The 21,001-nt window shown below is 64.8% G+C and carries 17 protein-coding genes; 10 read left to right on the top strand and 7 right to left on the bottom strand.

Annotated features, from left to right (window positions below; genetic code table 11):
- The first annotated feature begins 235 nt into the window (after window positions 1-235).
- Window positions 236-1,240 carry an asparaginase gene (locus NWE53_RS04455; protein ID WP_265053171.1) on the top strand — a complete coding sequence of 335 codons (1,005 nt, stop codon included), beginning with the start codon at window positions 236-238 and terminating at the stop codon, window positions 1,238-1,240.
- A 152-nt stretch (window positions 1,241-1,392) separates the two neighbouring features.
- Here the strand turns inward: NWE53_RS04455 and NWE53_RS04450 are convergent, their stop codons facing one another.
- From NWE53_RS04450 to NWE53_RS04430, 5 genes are all read right to left on the bottom strand, one after another.
- Window positions 1,393-2,742 (bottom strand): LLM class flavin-dependent oxidoreductase, encoded by a 1,350-nt coding sequence (locus NWE53_RS04450; RefSeq protein WP_265053170.1) that lies wholly within the window; start codon window positions 2,740-2,742, stop codon window positions 1,393-1,395.
- 24 nt (window positions 2,743-2,766) lie between these two features.
- Window positions 2,767-3,516, bottom strand: coding sequence for an ABC transporter ATP-binding protein (locus NWE53_RS04445; protein ID WP_265053169.1), 750 nt, complete (start codon window positions 3,514-3,516; stop codon window positions 2,767-2,769).
- Window positions 3,513-4,379, bottom strand: coding sequence for an ABC transporter permease (locus NWE53_RS04440; RefSeq protein ID WP_265053168.1), 867 nt, complete (start codon window positions 4,377-4,379; stop codon window positions 3,513-3,515). Before NWE53_RS04440 ends, NWE53_RS04445 begins: the two co-directional genes overlap by 4 nt.
- A 27-nt stretch (window positions 4,380-4,406) precedes the next feature.
- A complete protein-coding gene (locus tag NWE53_RS04435; protein WP_265053167.1) occupies window positions 4,407-5,450 on the bottom strand; it encodes an ABC transporter substrate-binding protein in 1,044 nt (347 codons plus the stop codon).
- A gap of 327 nt (window positions 5,451-5,777) precedes the next feature.
- Window positions 5,778-6,323 carry a cupin domain-containing protein gene (locus NWE53_RS04430; RefSeq protein WP_265053166.1) on the bottom strand — a complete coding sequence of 182 codons (546 nt, stop codon included), beginning with the start codon at window positions 6,321-6,323 and terminating at the stop codon, window positions 5,778-5,780.
- 136 nt (window positions 6,324-6,459) lie between these two features.
- Here NWE53_RS04430 and hisD point away from each other — a divergent pair, with 136 nt between their 5' ends.
- From hisD to NWE53_RS04405, 5 genes are all read left to right on the top strand, one after another.
- Window positions 6,460-7,767: a histidinol dehydrogenase gene (gene hisD / locus NWE53_RS04425; RefSeq protein ID WP_265053165.1), complete on the top strand. Its 1,308-nt coding sequence runs from the start codon at window positions 6,460-6,462 to the stop codon at window positions 7,765-7,767.
- Between the two features lie 125 nt (window positions 7,768-7,892).
- A complete protein-coding gene (locus NWE53_RS04420; protein ID WP_265053164.1) occupies window positions 7,893-8,945 on the top strand; it encodes an ABC transporter substrate-binding protein in 1,053 nt (350 codons plus the stop codon).
- 181 nt (window positions 8,946-9,126) lie between these two features.
- Window positions 9,127-10,197, top strand: coding sequence for an ABC transporter ATP-binding protein (locus NWE53_RS04415; RefSeq protein WP_265053163.1), 1,071 nt, complete (start codon window positions 9,127-9,129; stop codon window positions 10,195-10,197).
- Window positions 10,194-11,363 (top strand): ABC transporter permease, encoded by a 1,170-nt coding sequence (locus NWE53_RS04410; protein ID WP_265053162.1) that lies wholly within the window; start codon window positions 10,194-10,196, stop codon window positions 11,361-11,363. Before NWE53_RS04415 ends, NWE53_RS04410 begins: the two co-directional genes overlap by 4 nt.
- A complete protein-coding gene (locus tag NWE53_RS04405; protein ID WP_265053161.1) occupies window positions 11,360-12,193 on the top strand; it encodes an ABC transporter permease in 834 nt (277 codons plus the stop codon). Before NWE53_RS04410 ends, NWE53_RS04405 begins: the two co-directional genes overlap by 4 nt.
- A gap of 142 nt (window positions 12,194-12,335) precedes the next feature.
- On the opposite strand, the gene solA is transcribed toward NWE53_RS04405, so the two are convergent.
- Window positions 12,336-13,517 (bottom strand): N-methyl-L-tryptophan oxidase, encoded by a 1,182-nt coding sequence (gene solA / locus NWE53_RS04400; protein ID WP_265053160.1) that lies wholly within the window; start codon window positions 13,515-13,517, stop codon window positions 12,336-12,338.
- Window positions 13,518-14,137: 620 nt separating this feature from the next.
- Here solA and NWE53_RS04395 point away from each other — a divergent pair.
- From NWE53_RS04395 to NWE53_RS04380, 4 genes are all read left to right on the top strand, one after another.
- Window positions 14,138-15,073, top strand: a complete 936-nt coding sequence (locus NWE53_RS04395) for a sulfurtransferase (protein ID WP_265053159.1) — start codon at window positions 14,138-14,140, stop codon at window positions 15,071-15,073.
- Between the two features lie 15 nt (window positions 15,074-15,088).
- Complete coding sequence (locus tag NWE53_RS04390; protein WP_265053158.1) at window positions 15,089-16,351, top strand: YeeE/YedE family protein; 1,263 nt, start codon at window positions 15,089-15,091, stop codon at window positions 16,349-16,351.
- A 237-nt stretch (window positions 16,352-16,588) separates the two neighbouring features.
- Window positions 16,589-18,178: an OpgD/OpgG family glucan biosynthesis protein gene (locus NWE53_RS04385; protein ID WP_265053157.1), complete on the top strand. Its 1,590-nt coding sequence runs from the start codon at window positions 16,589-16,591 to the stop codon at window positions 18,176-18,178.
- 212 nt (window positions 18,179-18,390) lie between these two features.
- Window positions 18,391-20,316, top strand: coding sequence for an AI-2E family transporter (locus tag NWE53_RS04380; RefSeq protein ID WP_265053156.1), 1,926 nt, complete (start codon window positions 18,391-18,393; stop codon window positions 20,314-20,316).
- A gap of 38 nt (window positions 20,317-20,354) precedes the next feature.
- Here NWE53_RS04380 and NWE53_RS04375 read toward each other — a convergent pair whose 3' ends face one another.
- Window positions 20,355-20,987: a hypothetical protein gene (locus NWE53_RS04375; RefSeq protein ID WP_265053155.1), complete on the bottom strand. Its 633-nt coding sequence runs from the start codon at window positions 20,985-20,987 to the stop codon at window positions 20,355-20,357.
- Window positions 20,988-21,001: the final 14 nt, after the last annotated feature.

Below are 21,001 nucleotides of genomic sequence, written 5' to 3'. Positions count from 1 at the left end.
GTCCGGCATCCGCTTGCCGGTCAAGCCACGAGCACTCAAAGCACTGCAGGGCGATGGATGCTTTCAGAACGGGGCTGGCGGATCAGATCGACGAAAGGCCGGCTTCTTTTTAGCCAGCTAGCTGATGTGGCTTCACCTAGTCGTGTCCGGCATAACGCAATGAACGATCGTCGCTGGCCCAGGGTTGCGCTCCGTGCGATTTGTTCGCTGAAGCGGCCAGATGCATCGAGCTGATATGACAAAACACGAGGCGAAGGATCTGCCACGGATCACGGTGATCGGGACCGGTGGAACGATCGCGTCTGCCGCTGCGAGCGCGGACGATTTTCACAATTACAGCGTCACCAGCACTGCAAAGGAAATTCTGGCGGCCGTGCCCCAGATCGCGGAGCTGGCCCGCATCGATATCCAGCAGCCGATCAATATCGAAAGTTTCCGGATCGACAATGCGATCCTGCTGGACATTGCCCGTGCCGTGGCCTCGGCCGTTCAAGACCCTCAAGTCGATGCCGCTATCGTCACACACGGCACGGATACGCTTGAGGAAACAGCCTATTTCCTGAATCTGGTCGTACCGACCGACAAGCCTGTTGTTATTGTCGGCGCAATGCGCCCGGCCAATGCGTTAAGCGCCGACGGCCCCCTCAATCTCTATAATGCTATCCTCACGGCGACCGCGCCAGAATCCGCCAGCAAGGGTGTGTTGGTTGTGGCGAACGGCCATGTATTTGGCGCGCGCGACGTCATGAAGCGCGACACGTCTTCGGTCGACGCCTTCCAAGCCAACAAGTATGGAATTCTTGCCGAGATCAGCGGGAAATCTGTGCAGTTTTTGCATCGCTCGGAGCGTCTTCATACGCGGCGGAGCGCATTCGATATCGCCCGTCTGGATCGCCTTCCGCAGGTCGATATCTTGTTCGACCATCCGGGCGCGGGCTCTTACCTTTGCGAAGCCTGTGTGGCTGCCGGTTCCAAGGCGCTCGTCGTCGCGGGCATGGGCAACGGCAGCTTGTCACCGGGCATGCGCAAGGGGGCAACCGTCGCGCGCAATGCAGGCGTCACAGTGATCCGTGCCAGCAGAACCGGCCAAGGCATCGTTGCTCCCCTACGCAGCGACGCCGAGCTCGGCCTTCTCGTCGCCGGTTCACTGACGCCGCAAAAAGCGCGAATCCTGGCGGCGGTCGGCATCGCGAACGAGATCCCGCACGAGGATCTACAAGCACTGTTCGATACGTACTGATTTGTCGGCGCCCGCGAGCGTATCGTTGATAAATCACTACCCTGGCCCGCCTCGGGGAATGCTATTCGAGACGGCCTTGGATTCGCGGAGATCTGGCGCATCGGCCGCTATGGCGGCGGTTCAGGCTGCCAGGCGCGGGACGGCGCCCGCGCTCATGCGGAGCGCTTCGCCGGCACCGCTGGATCGAAGCGGCTGGGAACAGGGTCGAGGCCCAACCGGTCGCGGAGTGTCCCGTCGCCATACTCGCTTCTGAACAGGCCGCGGCGGCGCAGCAGCGGGACAATCTCGCCTGCGAAGATCTCGAACTGTGCCGGCAGGATCGGCGGCATGACGTTGAAACCGTCAGCCGCGCCGGACAGGAACCAGTCCTCGATGATGTCGGCGATCTGCTCCGGGGTTCCGGTCGCGGTGAAATGGCCGCGCGCACCGGCCAGGCTGTGCAGCAGGCCGCGCAATGTCAGCCGCTCGCGCGCGACAAGGGCGGTGATCGACTGGGCCCGGCTGCGCGAGGCCTGAACCTGCAACGGGTCGGGGAAATCGTCCACCGATAGAACGTGGTCGAGCTTGAGATGCGAAAAGTCGTGTCCGCCGAAGCGGCTCGACAGCCTGGCCAGTCCGACGCTCGGGTGTGAAAGTTCGTTGAGCTCCTCCCAGACCCGCTTGGCTTCCGCCTCGGTCGAGCCGATCGCCGCGCTGAGGCCCGGCAGGATGACGATCTGGTCCGGGCTCCGGCCAAGCGTACGCGCTTGCGTCTTGATGTCGGCGTAGAAACCGATCGCGCTTTCCTTGGTGAGATGCGCGGTGAAGATCGCCTCGGCGTAACGTGCGGCGAAGGCGCGGCCGTCGGTCGAGGCCCCGGCCTGGACGAAGACCGGACGCCCCTGCGGCGAGCGCGGGATGTTGAGCGCACCGGCCACGCTGAAATGGCTGCCGCGATGCTCGGCGCGCCGGACGCGATCCGGTTGGGCATAGATTCCATGCTCGCGGTCGTCGATGACGGCGTCCCTTGCCCAGCTGTCCCAGAGCTTGGAAACAACCTCGACGAAGTCGTGGGCGCGCGCATAGCGCTGGTCGATGCCGAGCTGCGTCTCCCCGCCGAAATTGGCTGCGGCGCCCGGTGCCCAGGAGGTCACGATGTTCCAGCCGATCCGCCCGCCGCTGAGGTGGTCGAGCGAGGCGAATTGCCGGGCGAGGTTGTAGGGCTCGTTATAGGTCGTCGATGCGGTGGCGATCAGCCCGATGCGTTCGGTCAGCGCGGCGAGCGCGCCGAGCAGCGTCAAGGGTTCCAGCTCGCCACGCGCAGCATGGACCAGCTCGTCGCCGAGCGCGAGCTGGTCGGCGAAGAAGATCGAGTCGAGCTTTGCCGCCTCGGCCGCAAGCGCGAGATCGCGGTAGTAGGCGAGATCGCTCAAGGCCCTCTTCGTCGAGGCGGGATGGCGCCAGGCCGTTTCGTGATGGCCGCGGCCGTTGATGAAGAGATTGAGGTGCAGCTCGCGTGACATGGCGGATCGACCTGTGAGTGGGAGCTAGATGGCATCGGAGACGCCGAGCGCCGCGAGCAAATCGCCGCGCAAGGCCTCGAAACGGGAATCCTTGAGCCGGGGGTGCGCCAACGCCACCGGCCGGTCTACGACGATGTGGCCCTCCTCCATCACCAGGACGCGGTCGGCGAGCTTGATCGCCTCGTCGACATCATGGGTGACGAGCAGCACGGTCGGCTGATGCTGGCGGATCAGGCGGAAGAGCAGTTCATGCATCTTGATCCGCGTCAGCGCGTCGAGCGCGCCGAAGGGCTCGTCGGCGAGAAGCAGGCGCGGCTGGCGCACGAGCGAACGCGCCAGCGCGACGCGCTGCTGCTCGCCGCCGGATAGGGCGTTCGGCCAGGCATCCTCACGCCCGGCCAGGCCGACATCTACCAGGGCCGCGCGACCGCGCTCATCCGCATCCGCAACGCGCAGACCGAAGACGACGTTCTGCAGCGCATTCTTCCACGGCAGCAGCCGGGAATCCTGGAAGAGAACCGAGCGATCGGCGGGAACGCCGATCCGCCCCTCGCCCTCGACGCCGTCGTCGAGCCCGGCAATGGCCCGCAAGAGCGTGCTCTTGCCCGAGCCGCTCTTGCCGATGAGCGCGACGAACTGGCCCGGCGCGAAATCGAGCGAGACATCGCTCAGCACATTGCGGCCCGAGAAGCGGCGGGTGACGCCGCGCAGCGTGACGGCAGCCGAAGCAATGTCGCCCGGAGGCAGGCGGAGCGGATGGGCCCAGGCGTTCACGAGGCGAGCGCCTTGCGATAGGACAACGCCTTGCGTTCCCAGTATCTGACGGCGAAATCGGAGCCGAGGCCGAGAATGGCATAGATCGCGAGGCCGACGACGATGATGTCCGTCTGGCCGTAGTCGCGGGCGCGGTTCATCAGATAGCCGATGCCTTCGCTGGTGTTGATCTGCTCGAGCACGACGAGAGCGGTCCAGCAGGTCGTGACGGCGAGCCTCAGGCCGGTGAAGAAGCCCGGCAGAGCACCTGGCAGGGCGACTTCGCGCAGGAAGGCGCTGCGTGTCAGCCCGACGCTGCGGGCGAGCTCGACATGGCGGATGTCGATACCCCTCAGCGCGGCGTGGGTGTTGATGTAGATCGGCACCAGCACGCTGGAGGCGATCAGCGCGATCTTCATCGTTTCGCCGATTCCGAGCCAGAGAATGGCAAGCGGAATCAGTGCCAGCGTCGGCACGGCCCGCTTGATCTGGACCAATCCGTCGAGCGAGGCCTCGCCGATCCGGCTGAGGCCGGAGGCGAGCGCCATCGCAAGCCCGATCGCGACGCCGATGCCGAGGCCGAGATAGGCTCGCTTGGCCGAGGCGAGGAAATGGTCGGCCAATGTGCCGTTGGCCAGAAGCTCGAAGCCGGTGAGCAGAGCGGTCGACGGCGCCGCGAGGAACCTGGGAGAGAGCCACCCGAGGGCAGAGGCGAGTTCCCAGATTACGATGAGCGCGACCGGGCCCAGCAGGATCCCTCCTGTTGGCAGCCGTCCGGGCGCCAGCTTGGGCAGCCGGCCCGCATGCGCCCCGGCCGTGCGGCATGCATGCCCCTCGACACCCGACTCTGCCTGGAATGCGGTGGCATAGGTGATCAGGCTCATGGCGGTCCTTTCGTCCGAACCGGGACGTCAGTTGGTCTTGGTCGCGATGACCTCGTCGAAGCGCAGGTCGAATTCGTCGCGCGCATCGAGCCGCTTCGGCAGGTCGCCCGCTTCATGGATCACGTCGATGAGCGATTGCTGCTTGGCGATCAGGCTGGCCAGCAGCGGAAACTGGTAGTCTCCCTCGGACTCGACGATCTTGCGCCCATCGGCCGGCTTCAGGTTCTGACGCTTGACGTAATAGGCATCGACCCAGGCATCGACATTCTTGTGGGACCAGCGGCTGGCATCGATCCAGCCCGCGACGAATTCGCGGATCGCCGCCGCCTTCGCCGGATCGTCGAGCGCCTTCTTGCTCGCGTAGAGATAGGTCAGGCTTTTCGGCAGCCTGTCGTTCTGCTCCTTGGGCAGCGCGCTGGCGCCGCGATCGGCGAAGTCGGTGAGATAGCGCGAGAAATGCGGCTCGTTGAGCGCGGCGACATCGACCTGGCCGGTCCGGACCGCGTCGGGAAAGTCGGCGGCCCTGAGCGGCACAAGCTTGACGTCCTTGCGCGTCAACCCGGCAAGCTTCAGCGCGTTCAGCACGAAGGGCTGGCGCCCGGTGCCCTCGCCATAGGTGATGCTCTTGCCCTTCAGTTCCTCGAGACTGTTGATCTTGAGGCCGGGACGGACGGCAAAGAAATAGTCGGTTTCGGAGGAGACGCGCGCTGCGACGATCGGGATGTTCTCACCGGCAGCATGGGCCTGAATCGGCGGCGTGTTGCCGACCGTCGCGAGATCCAGCGCGCCGGCGCGGAACGCTTCCAGGATGGCAGGCCCGCCGAGGAAGTTGGCATAGGTTACGGCGCTCGACAGCTTGTCCTGCACGCCGGAGGCCCGGATCAAGGTCTGCAGCGCTTCATTCTGATCGGCAACGACCAGCTTCGTGCCGGCGGGAATCTGCGATGGCAGAGCTCCCTGTGCCTTTGCGGCTCCGGCGACAGAGACGATGAACGGCACGAGCAGCGCGGCCTTCAGCAGCGCGCGGCGGTCGGCTTCGAAGCGTTTCGAATGCTCGGTCGCATCGACCATGTTCGTACCCTTTCGCGGATTCGTGTTCGGCGCCGATCCAGCGCCGAGGCCATCAAATCTTGCGAAAGGATCGTTCGTTAAGTCAAACGAATGTTCTTTTTAATATACGACGCAATCCCGAAGAACCTTCCAGCATCACAACCTGATACGAGAAGGAATAGGTCGAACAGCCCAACGCGGCGGCCGACAAGGCCGATTGCCGATCCGCGTCGGCACGCCAACCGACGCTGGTCGCGCCACGCTATAATCCCGCTCCTGCGCCATGAGCGGAGATTAAGTTCGGCTCTGAGAGCCGACAATCGCAATACGCCCACCCTCGCCCGGCCTCTAATAGGTGGGAGGCGTGATGGCGCTCACGATTTCGCTCGTTTCCGTCGAGGCATTCCGGAATCGGTGCGGCTCCCGGCTGTCGAAATAATAACCATCGCCGGGCTGCAAGATCGATGTCCGGCCCGCGACCGTGACCTCGACGGCGCCGCGGATGACCAGGCCACCTTCCTGGGCCGAGTGGGAGAAGGCCTCGCCCGTATCGGCGCCGGGGGCGTAGGTCTCGTGCAGCATCAGCATCGAGCGGTTGGGAAAGCCCGTTCCGATGACGCGGTAGGAAATGGCGTCCACGCGGCCGATCTCGGTCATTTCCGCTGCCCTGCAGAAGGGATTTGGCGGTGAAACGGCGTGAAAATCCAGAAAAAAGCCCGATAGCGTGGTGCCGAGCGCGTCGAGTATGGCGTGCAGCGTATCGAGCGACGGGCTGATCAGGTCCCGCTCGATCAGCGATACCGAGGAATGGGACACGCCCGAGCGCAAGGCGACGGCGCGGACGGAGAGCTTCCGGCGCTGGCGAAGCTCCCTCAAACGGTCGCCGATCTTCATGGAAGGCCTCCTTCGTGCGGGCGCGGCATCTGAGCGCAACCGGTGATTATTTTCAACACGCCTGCCCGCCCTCCTTGCGTTGCCTCGATGCGCCGCGGAAGCTTGCGGCTCACTCCTGCTCACCGGAACACACTGCATGTCCAAGTCTGATCCCGCCCTGGAAGACCGGATAACGCGCATCAAGGCGCCCCAGCGCAGTGCCTGGAGCGACAACACCCCCGTCGAGGCCACGGTGAAGGCCGTTCTGGAGGCGGTGCGGCGGGACGGCGACGCCGCCTTGCGGCATTATTCCCGCGAATTCGACAAGGTCGATATCGAGGCGTTCGAGGTCACGCATGCGGAGCGCGCCGCTGCGCTCGAAGGACTCGAGAAGCAGACACGCGCCGATACCGAATTCGCGATCGAACGAGTGCGGAGCTTCGCCGAGGCGCAGCGCAAGACCCTGCTGCCCCTGGAGATCGAGGCGCTGCCGGGCCTGCATCTCGGGCACCGCATCATCCCGATCGCTCGCGTCGGTGCGTATGTGCCGGGCGGGCGTTACCCGTTGCTGTCGGCGCCGATCATGACCATCGTGCCGGCCAAGGTCGCCGGCTGCGACGAGGTCATCGCATGCCTGCCGCCGGCAGCCCACCCGGCGATGATAGCCGGCTGCCATCTCTCCGGCGCCGACCGGATCTTCCGCGTCGGCGGCGCGCAGGCGATCGCCGCGATGGCTTTCGGCACGGAAAGCATCCCGGCGGTCGATAAGATCGTCGGCCCCGGAAACGCCTATGTGAACGAGGCCAAACGGCAGGTCTTCGGGCTGGTCGGCATCGACCAGTTGGCCGGGCCGAGCGAAATCTTCGTCGTCGCGGACGAGACCGGCGATGCCGTGACGATCGCGATCGATCTGCTGGCGCAAGCGGAGCATGACGTGCGCACCCGCGTCGGCCTGATCACAACCGATCGCACCCTGGGAGAAAAGGTGCTCGTCGAGATCGAGCGGCAGCTCGGCAATCTCTCGACGGCGCCGGTGGCCGCCGCCGCCTGGCGCGACTATGGCGAGATCGTCGTCTGTGCCGACGAGGCGACGATGCTGGCCTATTCCGATCATATCGCCGCCGAGCACCTGGAGGTGCACACGCGCGATGCGCATGCGACGGCCGCGAAGCTGCGCAATTACGGGTCGATCTTCATCGGGGTCGCCGCGAGCGTGGTCTATTCCGACAAATGCTGCGGCACCAACCACACGCTGCCCACCATGGCGGCCGGGCGCTACACCGGCGGCCTCTGGGTCGGCTCCTATCTCAAGACCTGTACCCATCAATGGCTCGACGAGCGCGGCGTCGCAGCCGTGGCTCCGCCGGCCATGCGCCAGAGCGCGAGCGAAGGCCTGGAGGGGCACAGGCGGGCAGCGGCGCTGCGGCTCGCGCCGACGCAGTTGCTGAGCGAGATCGGAGCCTAACCGGCGACAAGATTTTCCGGAAACCCTCTATCGCACCACGAAAAAGGGGGTTCCAATGAGGGCAACAACGATCCTGTCCGCGAGGGGCGGAGCGGGTCGCTGCAGCAGAAGCAGGGAGAAGATCCATGACGTTTCTGAAGTCCATACTCGGCAGCACCGCGCTCGCGGCGGGGCTCGTCATCGCCGGCCTCGGCGCGGCATCCGCCCGTGACCTCACCGTCGTATCCTGGGGCGGCAACTACCAGGACGCGCAGCGCAAGATCTACTTCAAGCCCTTCGCCGACAAGACCGGAAAACCGGTCCTCGACGAGTCCTGGGACGGCGGCGTCGGCGTCGTCCAGGCGAAGGTGAAGGCGGGAACGCCGAACTGGGACGCTGTGCAGGTCGAGGCCGACGAGCTCGCCATCGGCTGCGCCGACGGCCTTTACGAAAAGCTCGACTGGACCAAGCTCGGCGGCAAGGACAAGTTCCTGCCGAGCGCCGTCAGCGATTGCGGCGTCGGGGCGATCGTCTGGTCGACGCTCCTTTCGTACGATTCCGACAAGCTGAAGACGGCGCCGACCTCCTGGGCGGATTTCTGGGACACCAAGAAATTCCCGGGCAAGCGCGCCCTTCGCCGTGGACCGAAATATGCGCTCGAATTCGCACTGATCGCGGATGGCGTCGCGCCGAAGGACGTCTACAAGGTGCTGCGCGACAAGGGCGGCGTCGATCGCGCCTTCAAGAAGCTCGACGAGATCAAGTCCGACATCGTCTGGTGGGAATCGGGCGCCCAGCCGCTGCAGCTGCTGAAGTCCGGGCAGGTCGTGATGACCTCGGCCTATAACGGCCGCATCAGCGGCATCAACAAGACCGAGGGCACCAAGTTCAAGACCGTCTGGCCGGGCAGCATCTACGCGGTCGACAGCTGGGTGATCCTGAAGGGCAGCCCGAACAAGGACCAGGCGATGGACTTCATCGCGTTCGCCAGCCTGCCGGAGAACCAGTCCAAGCTGCCGCAGGACATCGCCTACGGCCTGCCCAACAAGGCTGCCGCAGCCGCCGTTCCGGCTGATCTCGCCGCCGACCTGCCGACCGCGCCGCAGAATCTCGAGAACGCGATCGCGATCGACGTCGATTACTGGAACGACAACATCGAGGACCTGACCAAGCGCTTCAACGCCTGGGTCGGCAAGTAGGTCGGCAAGGAGGTCGGCAAGCAGCCGCCTCCGGTTTGCCGCTCGTCATCCAACAAGTCCCCGGGCGCGCGAGAACGTGCTCGGGGCTTGCCGGCAGACCGCTTGGCGTGCCCTGCCCTTCCGGCAATCCTCGCCGCGGCCGCAACGGCTTCGCCTCATCCGTCACGGGAATATTGATCCTTTGCGAGATCCGGATCCGTTCATTCATTTCGAGGCCATCAGCAAGGTATTCGGCACGGTAACCGTGGTCGACTCGCTCGATTTCCATGTCGCGCGGGGCGAGTTTGTCAGCCTGCTCGGCCCATCGGGCTCGGGCAAGACGACGCTCCTGATGATGCTCGCCGGCTTCGAGACGCCGTCCGGCGGGAGCATCCATGTCGACGGACGGCGCGTCGAGCATCTGCCGCCGCACAAGCGTGAGATGGGCGTCGTCTTCCAGAACTACGCCCTGTTCCCGCACATGACGATCGCGGAGAATGTCGGCTTTCCGCTCAAGATGCGCGGCGTCGCCCGGGCGGAGCGCGAGACGCGGGTGAAGCGCGCGCTCGACCTCGTGCGCCTCGGCCACCTCGCGGACCGCAAGCCTTCCCAGCTCTCCGGCGGCCAGCAGCAGCGCATCGCACTCTCCCGCGCCCTCGTCTACGAGCCCAAGGTCGTGCTGATGGACGAGCCGCTGAGCGCGCTCGACAAGCAATTGCGCGAGCATATGCAGCTCGAGATCCGCGCGCTGCATCGCGAGCTCGGGCTGACGGTGATCTTCGTCACGCATGATCAGGGCGAGGCGCTGACCATGTCCGACCGTGTCGCCGTGCTGAACCGCGGCAAGATCGAGCAATTCGATACGCCGTCTGGCCTCTACGACCGGCCGCGGACACGCTTCGTCGCCGAGTTCATCGGCGAGACCAATCTGCTGGCGGGGCGCGTGTCGCAGCGCCAGGGCGACGCAGCGATGATCGCGCTTGCGGCTGGCGGGAGCGTGACCTGCGACAGGGCGGCAGCCTTTGAGGCCGGCCATGACGTCATGGTCTCGGTTCGTCCTGAAATGCTGCATCTCGTGCCGGATGCTGCTGCGAACGCATTGCCGGTGACGATCGAAGACCATGTCTATCATGGCGATCACATCCGCCTGCACCTCGCCTATGGCGATAACCGGCTCGTCGCCAGGGCCGGGCGCCGCGATGCGGCACCGCCGATCGGCAGCAGGGCGTTTGCCAGCTTCGCACCCGGCGATTGCTCGCTGGTGGCGCCATGAGCGCGCGCCTCCGGGCAACGCTCCTCATCCTGCCGCTGGTGGTGTTCCTCGGCCTGTTCTTCCTCTGGCCGCTCTGGATGATGGTCTCCACCGCGGTGCAGGGCGGCACCGTTCGCCTGGCCTTTCCGCAAACGGCAATCGCCATCGCGAGCTGGAATGGCAACAGCCCGCCGCCGGCCCCGCTGCAGGCTGCACTCGTCCGGGATTTGCGGGCCGACACGCCGCAGGAGCGCTTCGGCGATGCCGTGCGCACGCTCAACAGCCAGCAGGCCGGCTTCCGCACGCTGCTGCCGCGCACGGCCCGTGCCGTACGGGAAGCTGGCGAAGCCGACGTGGTAGACCTCGCCACAGTCGATCCGCGCTGGGGCGACCTAGCCTATTGGCTGGCGTTGAAGCGCAGCATGCCAGCTTATACGGACGCCAATCTGCTGGCGGCGGTCGACCTCAAGCGCAGTGACGACGCGCGGATCGAGCCGGTCGAGTCCGATTTCGCCGTCAACCGTGCGATCATGCTGCGCACCTTCATCATCGCGGCGCAGGTCACGCTGCTCTGCGCGGCGATCGGGTTGCCCTTCGCGATGCTGGCGGCGAGCGTATCCGGGTGGAAGCGCAATGCGCTGCTCATTGCCGTACTGCTGCCGCTATGGACATCGCTGCTGGTGCGGACGGCGGCCTGGCTCATCCTGCTGCAGGATAACGGGCTCATCAACCAAACGTTGCGTGCGATCGGGCTGATCGATTCGCCGCTTTCGCTCATCTACAACCGCACCGGCGTGCTGATCGCCATGACGCATGTGCTGCTGCCGCTGATGGTGCTGCCGATCTATGCCAGCCTGATCGCAATCCCGCGCAACCTGATGCCGGCCGCCGCGGCGCTGGGCGCGGCGCCGCTGCAGGCCTTCCGCCACGTCCTGCTGCCGCTTGCGATGCCCGGATTGCTCTCGGGCTCGCTGCTCGTCTTCATGGTGGCGCTCGGTTACTACATCACCCCGGCCCTCACCGGCGGAGCGGGCGACCAGATGATCAGCTCGGTCATCGCCTTCTACGCCACCGGAACGGCCAACTGGGGGATGGCTGGAGCGCTCGGCCTGTTCCTGCTGGTGCCGACCACGGTGCTCTATATCGTCTATAATCGGCTTTCGCGCACGCCGCTGGTGCAGACATGAGCGGGGCTTCGATTCGTCCGGGCGGCGTGGCCTTCAACACGTTGAGGCTCGCCTTCGGGGCGCTGGCCGTCGCCTTCCTGCTGTTGCCGCTCGTCGCGATCCTGCCGCTCGCCTTCACCGACAGCGTCTTCCTCGTCTATCCGATCACCGGTCCCTCGACGCGCTGGTTCGGCGCGCTCGCGCAAAGCCAGGCGTGGACCCGCGCGATCGTCAATTCGCTGATCATCGGCACGGGCGCGACAGTCGTCGCGACCGTGGTCGGGACGCTGGCGGCACTCGGGCTGAGGCGCGAGCTCGTGCCGTTTTCTGGGCTGCTGCGATCGGTCTTCCTGCTGCCGATGGTCGTGCCTGCCGTGGTGCTCGGCGTCGGCATGCAGATCCTCTACGCCCGCATGGGCTTGGCCTCCAGCTATCTCGGCGTCATCATCGCTCATGCCGTGCTGTGCGTGCCCTTCGTGCTCGTCAATGTCGCGAGCTCGCTCGCCAGCATCGATCCGGCGCTGGAACGGGCCGCCGCTAGTCTCGGCGCATCCCCGGTCAAGGTCTTCAGAAGCGTGACGCTGCCGCTGGCCATGCCGGGCATCCTGACCGGCGCCGTCTTCGCCTTCGCCACTTCGCTCGACGAGGTGGTGATCACGCTGTTCGTCGCCGGCCCCAACCAGACGACGCTCGCCCGCCAGATGTTCTCGTCGCTGCGCGAAAACATCAGCCCGGCGATCGCAGCGGCGGCCTTCATCATCATGATCCTGACGTTCGTGCTGCTCCTCGCCGTGAAGGGTGCCTCGCTCTACCAGGCGCTGCGCAAGCGGCAGAGGATCGAGATCAGCTAGCTCGGGCGTCATTACGAAGGCATGTGTCGCTTCGGTTTCGATTTGCGCCACCTGGTGCCATCCTGGCGTGGCGGTCATGCTCGCCATCGCCGCTCCCCCGCCGCGACGTTTTGAAGATCGGGCAAGCCGCGCGGCAACAGGCTTACCCTAGCTTAGCGTCACGGCCATCGCGTCGGTCGAAACTTCCCAGCCGGAAGGACGACAGGTCGATACGGCTTGAGCCATCCAGGACAAGCTGGCTCACGGCTTCGCCGATCGCGGCCGAATGCTTGAAGCCGTGCCCTGAGCATGGCGACACCACGAGAACGCGCTCGCCGCGCGGCCATCGATCGATGACGAAGCCGCCATCGGGCGAAACAGTGTAGAGGCAGGTCGCGCGACGCGAGACATCGACATTCAGGCCATCGAGCCGCCCTTCGATCGCTTTCGCGTAAAACTCCCGCGATTCAGCCTCGTCGCTCGAACGGTCGAAATGGTCCGGGTCGACGAAAACGGACTTCTCCCCATGCGCAACCTTCACCGAGCCGTCGATCGCTGGAAAGCCGTAGAAGCCCTGCCGCAGGCCTGACGCCCAGATGAAAACCGGTGCATCCTTCCACGCGCGGGCGGCTGCGGACTCCAGACCGTACCAGTGAAGGATTTCGCGCGTAGGGCGCAGCAGGCTGGTGAAGTCCGGACCGAGCAGCTTGCTCGCCCAGGCTCCCGCGCTCACCACGACGCGGCCCGCGCGGATCGTGTCATGGTCGGTCCTCAGCTCGACATGATCACCCTCCGGAACGATCGCCTGGACGCGGGTGTCGAGCGACAGCCGCGCACCTGCCGCGACGGCGAGGCGCAGTTGCGCGGAAACGCAGTGCTCCGGCCGCAGATAGCCGCCCTCCGGCTCGACATAGACCCGCTCGCCCTCGGCCGCGTTCAGCCAGGGATAGCGGCGTCGCGCTTCAACGGCATCGACGACTTCGTGGTCGATCCCCTCCCCTTGCGCGACCGCGGTGACGCGATCGACATAATCTCCGGCGCCCTGGCCCGGCCCGCCGCCGGAAACAGCCAGGAAGCCGACCTGGCCGAACAGGCTCTCGCCGGTTCGTGCTTCCAGTTCCTTCCATATCTCGTGGGATCGCCGCACCAGCGGCACCAGCTCCCTGCCTTCCGCCACTGCAAGCCGCGTGATCCGCGTTTCGCCATGGCTCGAACCAAGCTGATGCGGCGGACTGAACTGGTCGATTCCGAGAACCTCCGCGCCGCGCGCCGCGAGCTGGAACAGGGCGGCGGAACCCATGGCGCCGAGGCCGAGAACCGCGATATCGACTGATTTCCGGACCATGCAGCACTCGCGACAGCTCGCCGCCCGCAGGGATTCGCGGCGGGTTTAAAGGGTTGAAGGCGATCGCTCACATTGTTGGAGCGGGCGCATCCAGGCGGTCAATATTAGACTACCAACTTAGTAGATTATCTGCTCGACGGCGTTCGTTCGTGGAAAGACTTCCGCCGTCCACGGCTCCGGGGGAATTCTCTTCTTAGGTCTATCGAGTGCCGCCTGCCGGGCGGATCGGATCGGGAATCGACCTTTCGCCTTGCCGGCCTCGTCTGGCCCCTTTCAGCGGTGCCGGCATAACGGGCGCAGATGCTTGCCCATTCAGACTTCCCGCTTGCCGAATAGCGCAGGACGGGGGCTGCCCTGCCGCAGATTCCCGCGCACAGGGCGACACGCGCGCCTTCGCCTTCGGACCTGCCGCCGAACAAGATCGAAGACCACAAACTGCGGCGCCGAGCCCGGCCAATGGGCAGGGGCAACGGCCCGCTTAGCCGCGGCGTTTTCTTAAACCTAGGTCGTACGACTTCTTCGTTCTCCGCAGCGGTCAAACAAAAAAATCCTGTTCGGCTTCCGCTGATCGCTCTGTGGCGAAATCATGGCGAACCCATTCAATTGAAGGAGATCGCGCCATGTCCGCCCTGTCCCTGCTGCGCCGAAGCGTCCTTTCGCTCGCAGCAACCCTGCTGCTCGGCGGCGTCGCGCTCGCGAATTCCGGCCCGCTCGTCACCACCGACTGGTTGGAGAAGAACCTGAGCGATCCGAAGGTGCGGATCGTCGAGGTCAGCGTCGAGCCCGGCCTCTACGAGCGCGGGCACATCCCCGGCGCGCAGAACATCATCTGGCACACCGACCTCGTCGACACGGTCGAGCGCGACATCGCCAAACCGGAGAAGTTCCAGGTGCTCGCCCGCAAGCTCGGCCTCGACAAGGACGTGACGATCGTCCTCTACGGCGACAGCAACAACTGGTTCGCCGCCTGGGGCGCGTGGGTGTTCGATATCTACGGCCTGCGCGACAACGTAAAGCTGCTCGATGGCGGCCGCAAGAAGTGGGAGCTGGAAAAGCGCCCGGTCTCGACCAATCCCTTGGCCATCAAGGCCTCCGCCTTCACCGTCGCCGAACCGAACCGGAAGCTCCGCGCCCGCCTCGCCGATGTCGTCGCGACCGTCGAGAAGAAGTCGGAGGCTCGCGTGCTCGACATCCGCTCGGCCGATGAGTTCTCCGGCAAGATCATCGCGCCGGCGGGCTTCCAGGAGCTGGCGCTGCGCGCCGGACATATCCCCGGCTCCGTCAACGTGCCCTGGGCGCAGGCGGTCAACCAGGCCGACGGCACGCTGAAGTCCCCGGAGGAACTGAAGAAGCTTTACGCCAATGTCGGGATCGACGGCTCGAAGCCGGTCATCACCACCTGCCGCATCGGCGAGCGTTCGAGCCACACCTGGTTCATCCTGTCGCGCGTGCTCGGCTATCAGGTCGCGAATTATGACGGCTCCTGGACCGAGTACGGCAACACCGTCGGCCTGCCGATCAGCAACCCCGCCGGCACGGTGTGGGGCGGCAAGTAAGCCGCCTTCGCATCGATGAGCATCTCCGACGAGAGCGGCGCGCTGGAGTATCAGCGCGCCCGCGAAGCGGCCATGGCCGGCCCGGCCGCCGTGGTCGATCGCGCTTCCGGTCCTCCTTGGGTCATCCTGATCGCGCTCTGCCTTGCCGGAGCGCTGGCGGCGGCCATCGTCGCGGTCGGCCGCCACGGCGATCCGGCGCCGCAGCTGCAGCTGTCCCTGATCCTCGGCGCCGCCTTCGGCTTCGTGATCCAGCGGTCGCGTTTCTGCTTCCTCTGCATCTGGCGTGACTGGCTGGACCGGCGCGACCCGCGCGGCCTCCTCGGCATCATCACGGCGCTCGTCATCGGCATCACCGGCTATACGCTGATCTTCGGTGCCTGGCTGCCGGACCCATCAGGATCGCGCCTGCCTCCGACGGCCCATATCGGGCCGGTGAGCATCGCTCTCGTCCTGGCGGGCCTTGCCTTCGGCGCGGGGATGGCGATCTCCGGATCCTGCCTCAGCGCCCATCTCTACCGTCTCGGCGAAGGCTCTCCGACAGCGCCCTTTGCCCTGATCGGCGCCGTGGGCGGCTTCATCATCGGCTTTCGGAGTTGGAACGGGCTCTATCTCTGGACAATCGCGGATGCGCCCATCCTTTGGCTGCCTCGCCATCTCGGCTATGGCGGCGCGCTGGTCGTCTCGCTCGCCGTTCTGGCTGTGCTAGCCTTATTCCTGCTGCGCGCTCGCCCCCTCCCCGCGCGGCGCGAACTGCCGGAGGGCGATCCTCTCGTCGCCGTATTCCGGCAGCGCTGGCCGGCGTGGCTGGGCGGCCTTTTTGTGGGCCTGATCGGGGTTGGCGCCTATCTGCGCCTCTCGCCGCTCGGAGTGACGGCGGAGATCGGCTCGCGCTCGCGCCAATTGGCTGCCGCGTTCGAACTCCTGCCTTCGCGGCTGGAGGGCCTCGACAGCTTCCGGGGCTGCGCCACCATCATTCGCGACGCCTTGCTGACACCGAACGGCCTCTTCATCTTCGGCCTGGTTGTGGCAGCGCTTATCGCAGCCCTCCTTGCCGGGGAGTTCAAGCCCCGCTGGCCAAGCATCGGCCAACTCCTGCGGGGCCTCACCGGCGGCGTCCTGCTCGGCTGGGGAACCGTCATCGGGCTCGGCTGCACAGTCGGCACCTTGCTGTCGGGGATTTCAGCGGGCGCCCTTTCGGGTTGGGTTTTTGCAACGGCTCTGGCCGCGGGCGCCACGGTCGTTCTGAGACTCGGGCGTCGTTTCGGATTGCCTTTGTAAAACGTCGGCAGCGGCCTTTTCGATCAGGCGATCGGCGCCGCACTCAACGCGACCGCCCAAAAGGGCGAACGTCTCAGTCTACGAGCTCCGGGTCCCTCCTTCAGGTACCGGAAGCGGACACTGCGGACCTCCGGATGTGTGGCCCGACCATGGCCCGTCTGGAACCCGGAAACCTCGCTGCAGTTGGAGGCTTACCCATAGCGTGGTCGTTATCCTTCCCGGGGTCAGGAGTCTGTCGTGTCCACACCGTCCCGTCGCAGGATCCTCGCCTTGCTGTCCAGCGCCTGGGCGATGGGATACCGCCCAGCGGAGGCTCAATCGACGGGCGATGCCAGGAAAGGCTTCGGCTACGAAAACGTCGTTCAGCAAGCATTGGCGCTGGCGGAGCGGCCTTTCGATGCCGAAAGCGCCGCGATTCCGGCCGAATTATCGAAGCTGACCTATGACAGCTACCGGGAAATCCGCTTTCGTCGCGACAAGGCGTTCTGGCGCGATGGTGGTTCGGATTTCCGGCTCCTGCCTTTCCATCTAGGTTTTCTTCACAACAAGCCGGTCCAGATTCACATCATCAATCACGGCACGGCAGTCCCGATACCGTTCACGACCGGGCTATTCGAATACGGCAAGGTGCCGGTTCCCAAGGGGCTCTCACCCGCGCTCGGTTTTGCGGGTTTCGCTGTGACGACCAATCTGAACGATCCAAAGGTGCAGGACGAGGTCATCTCCTTCCTGGGCGCGAGCTATTTTCGCCTGATCGGGCGGGGGCATCGCTATGGGCTTTCGGCTCGCTCTTTGGCTTTGGACGTCGGCGGGAAGCAGCCCGAGGAGTTCCCGTTTATGCGGGCGCTCTGGCTCGAGGAGCCCTGGCGCGAAACGACCGAACTCGTGATCTACGCACTCCTGGACTCTCCTTCGGTCACCGGAGCTTATCGCTACGTCGTCAGCCCAGGCCGGGAAACCTATGTGGATGTGACCGCCACGATCATTCCTCGCAAGGAAATCGCGCGGATCGGCATCGCACCGCTGACGTCCATGTTTCAGGCTGGCGAGGGCGACCTGGCCCAGCGAACAGATTTCCGGCCTGAAATTCACGACTCCGATGGGTTGATGATGCAATCCGGCGGGGGCGAATGGATTTGGCGTCCCATCCGCAATCCAAAGGCGCTGCGCATATCGAGTTTTGGCGACAAGAACCCGCGCGGCTTCGGCCTCATGCAACGCGACCGGGAATTCGGCAGCTATCAGGATCTGGAAGCGCGCTACGATGCGCGGCCGAGTTACTGGGTGCAGCCGCAGGGAGATTGGGGGGATGGCCGGCTCGATCTCATCGAAATCCCGACGGTGAACGAAGCGTTCGACAATGTGGTTGCGTGCTGGACCCCAAACACGCCCCTGCCCATCGGACGGCCCGCCGAATTCCGGTATCGCATTTCTGCGATATCAGCGACATGGCATCTGCACCCCTACGCGCAGGCGCAACAGAGCTTCAATGGCTCTGATGTCGAAGATGGTGTGGTGGATGGCAACGGCACAAAGCGATTCATCATCGATTTTGCCGGGAGCGACCTCGCCTACTACCGGAGCGAGCCCGAGCGGTTGGAGCTCGTTGCCACGACGACGAGCGGCACGATTACTTCCAAAATCCTGGCGTTCCACGCGCCGCTGAATGGGGTGCGCGCGATTGTCGATGCGACCCTGCCCGACGGCCAATCGGCCGAACTCAGAATCTTCCTCAGATCGCGAAATCGAACATTGAGCGAGACGTGGACCGCGACCTGGTCGGTTCCGGCTGGCGACTCTGCTCCACCGAACAAGCCAAAGAATTGACTTACGGGACAATCAGGGCGTTCCGCTCGGTTTCGGGTTCTCATGGTTGGTCGAAGACAGTCCGCGCTCAGATTCCGCTTCACCCCACATTCATCACAAGAGGCCCCATCTCAATCGAACAAAACAGAGACCAAGTAGAGGCTGACAGCCTGCATCGTGAGATCTTTCCCGTCGGATGGTGAGCCGACATCGCGGTCCAAGGAAAATGAAAGATGCGCGAGATCGTGACTTCATCGGCTACCCCGAGTGCAGCAGCGAAGTCGCCCAGCGACGGCGTCGCCAGCCTTGCCATTGGAGCGTTTATCATTGCCGCGCTGTATTTCGGACGAGAGGTCTTCGTCCCGGTGGCGCTTGCGGTCCTGTTCAGTTTTGTCCTGGCGCCGCTGGTCAAAGGATTGCAGAAGCTCCGCGTCCCACGTGCCTTGGCGGTCATCACGGTTGTCCTGACAGCATTCGCGGGACTGGCCATCCTGACCATGGCCATGGTCGGCCAGGCGACGCAATTGGCTGGTCAATTGCCGATCTACCAGAGCACGATGCGCGCGAAGATCGCCGCGCTGAAAGGCTCGGAAGCCGGCAGCGGAGTTCTCAGCCGGGCTGCGGATGTCCTGCAAGACCTGGGCAAGGAACTCGATCGTCCCAAGCCGGAACTCCCCCCTACCAACGAGCCGCCCGCGGGCGCTCGGGAGGGCCGTCCGATTCCCGTCGAGGTGCACCAACCTGAGCCCGGCGCGATGGAAACGCTGCAGGCATTTCTGTCGCCGCTGATCCATCCGCTCACCACGACGGGAATCGTGCTGATTTTTGTGATCTTCATCCTTCTGAAGCGGGAAGATCTTCGAAACCGTTTCATACGGCTGACCGGCACCCACGACTTGCAAAAGACCACCGCCGCGTTCGACGACGCGGCTAGACGTCTAAGCCGGCTGTTCCTTACTCAACTGATCGTCAATGCGGTGTTCGGCATCGTCATCGGTTGCGGCCTTTGGGCCATAGGTGTTCCCAGCTCACTGCTATGGGGCATCCTAGCAGCAATCCTTCGGTTCATACCTTACCTCGGAGCGGTTCTCTCAGCGGTCTTTCCAATGGTGATCGCGGCATCGGTCGATCCCGGCTGGACGATGCTCCTGCTGACGGCCGGCTTGTTCCTGATCGCAGAACCGATTGTCGGCCATGTGATCGAACCGTTGGCCTACGGCCGCTCCACCGGCCTGTCGCCTGTCGCCATCGTCGTCGCGGCGACATTCTGGACCTGGCTATGGGGACCCATCGGACTCGTTCTGGCGACGCCGTTGACGGTGTGTCTCGTGGTTCTCGGCCGGCACGTCGAACGGCTGGAGTTCCTGGACGTCATGCTGGGTGATCGACCGCCGCTTTCGGCACCGGAGATCTTTTATCAGCGCATCCTCGCAGGGGACCCGGCAGAAGCGGCCGACAAGGCCGAGGAGGTGCTGAAGGAGCGCTCGCTTTCCGCATACTACGATGAAGTCGCGCTCGAAGGCCTGCGTCTCGCCGCCGCGGATGAGGCGCGCGGCGTTCTCGACGCAAGTCGTCGAGACCAGATTCTCGCGACCGTGCGCGAGGTCGTCGACGATCTGTCGGACCACGACGACCGGCGACCAGGACCCACCGCTGCAACGACGGATCCGGAGAGCGAGGCGGCCGTCGAACAAACAGATGAAAGCGAAGGAACCTCCGACCTGCCCGTGCTCGCCGAGGAGGCGCTGGGCGAGGCCTTCAAAGGCCGAGATCGCGTAATCTGTATCGGCGCACAGTCGCAGCTCGATGAGGCGGCTGCGCTGATGCTGAATCAGATCATGGAGAAGCACGGCCTGGCCCCGAAGGTTCTTCCGCCGAGCACGCTGTCAGCGGAGGGGCTCGCACAGCTCGCTGAACAGAAGCCGGCCCTGATCTGCCTTTGCTATCTCGGTGCGCAGAGTACGGCTCACATGAAATATGCCATCAAGCGCCTTCGCCGTCATATGCCGTCGACCATCCTCGTGCTGGGCTGGCTGTCACAAGCGTCTGATCCAGCGATGGATCTCAAGGGAGCGCTGGACGCCAACGAGGTCGAAACCTCCATCCGAGGCATTTGTCGGGTCTGTCTCAAATCAGCTGAGCGCAACGCTACGGTTTGACCAAGGGTTTGCAGTCGCTACGCTCGGCAGGTTCGGCGTTACACCGTTGGTGCCAACAGGCACTCGCCGAATAGATGAAGTCTGACGGCGCGCGGCTTTGCGGCTTCTTCCGGATTGGCGGGGATGAACGAGCTTTCGCCGCCGGTAAGCGTGGTCGGCAGCAGCATCAAGCGAACGAAAACGTTTTCGGCGCCGCTGATATTCGTCCCGATGACCGTCTCATGCCCGCTTTCGAACCAGGCCTGTCCGGGCCCGACGCGGTCGAGCTGGTCGCCGACATCGGCGAGCAGCAATCCCGTCAGCAGCCTGCGAATGCCTGGGCCACGGTGGCGATGAGCGGGCGTTCTCACTCCCGCTCCGGATCCGACACGATCCGCACGGAGCATGAAGTCACCCTCGGGCAAGGTGACGATGCGGGACAGCACCGGCGACAAGCCGTCGCCTTGGCGTATGACAGAACCCTCAGGCGCCAACTCGAACAGCCAGGCACAGCCGGAGCTGGCAACGAGATCTCCCGGGCGTGCGAACCCGCCGTCCCCTTCAGCAAACCGGCGGTCGCCAATAGCGACTTCTCCCGCCTGCGCGAATGCGAAGGCGATATTGCCGCGCTCCAGCCTGCAAGTGGCCGGCGCGCCGATATCGTAGGCGGTTAGTCTGTATCGGCGAGCCATTCGTCCGTCCTTAC

The organism is Bosea sp. NBC_00550, from assembly GCF_026020075.1.
In the GTDB taxonomy this organism is placed as follows: Bacteria; Pseudomonadota; Alphaproteobacteria; order Rhizobiales; family Beijerinckiaceae; genus Allobosea.
Note: the sequence above shows the minus strand (reverse complement) of the source record. Positions and strands in the feature narration are given on the sequence as shown.

Bases quoted from the DNA above. Each gene is read 5' to 3' on its own strand.
- NWE53_RS04410 (WP_265053162.1), top strand. From the start codon at position 10,194: ATGAGCGCGCGCCTCCGGGCAACGCTCCTCATCCTGCCGCTGGTGGTG.
- NWE53_RS04375 (WP_265053155.1), bottom strand. From the start codon at position 20,987: ATGGCTCGCCGATACAGACTAACCGCCTACGATATCGGCGCGCCGGCC.
- NWE53_RS04435 (WP_265053167.1), bottom strand. From the start codon at position 5,450: ATGGTCGATGCGACCGAGCATTCGAAACGCTTCGAAGCCGACCGCCGC.
- NWE53_RS04390 (WP_265053158.1), top strand. From the start codon at position 15,089: ATGAGCATCTCCGACGAGAGCGGCGCGCTGGAGTATCAGCGCGCCCGC.
- NWE53_RS04450 (WP_265053170.1), bottom strand. From the start codon at position 2,742: ATGTCACGCGAGCTGCACCTCAATCTCTTCATCAACGGCCGCGGCCAT.
- NWE53_RS04420 (WP_265053164.1), top strand. From the start codon at position 7,893: ATGACGTTTCTGAAGTCCATACTCGGCAGCACCGCGCTCGCGGCGGGG.
- NWE53_RS04430 (WP_265053166.1), bottom strand. From the start codon at position 6,323: ATGAAGATCGGCGACCGTTTGAGGGAGCTTCGCCAGCGCCGGAAGCTC.
- solA (WP_265053160.1), bottom strand. From the start codon at position 13,517: ATGGTCCGGAAATCAGTCGATATCGCGGTTCTCGGCCTCGGCGCCATG.
- NWE53_RS04380 (WP_265053156.1), top strand. From the start codon at position 18,391: ATGCGCGAGATCGTGACTTCATCGGCTACCCCGAGTGCAGCAGCGAAG.
- NWE53_RS04440 (WP_265053168.1), bottom strand. From the start codon at position 4,379: ATGAGCCTGATCACCTATGCCACCGCATTCCAGGCAGAGTCGGGTGTC.
- NWE53_RS04405 (WP_265053161.1), top strand. From the start codon at position 11,360: ATGAGCGGGGCTTCGATTCGTCCGGGCGGCGTGGCCTTCAACACGTTG.
- hisD (WP_265053165.1), top strand. From the start codon at position 6,460: ATGTCCAAGTCTGATCCCGCCCTGGAAGACCGGATAACGCGCATCAAG.
- NWE53_RS04455 (WP_265053171.1), top strand. From the start codon at position 236: ATGACAAAACACGAGGCGAAGGATCTGCCACGGATCACGGTGATCGGG.
- NWE53_RS04395 (WP_265053159.1), top strand. From the start codon at position 14,138: ATGTCCGCCCTGTCCCTGCTGCGCCGAAGCGTCCTTTCGCTCGCAGCA.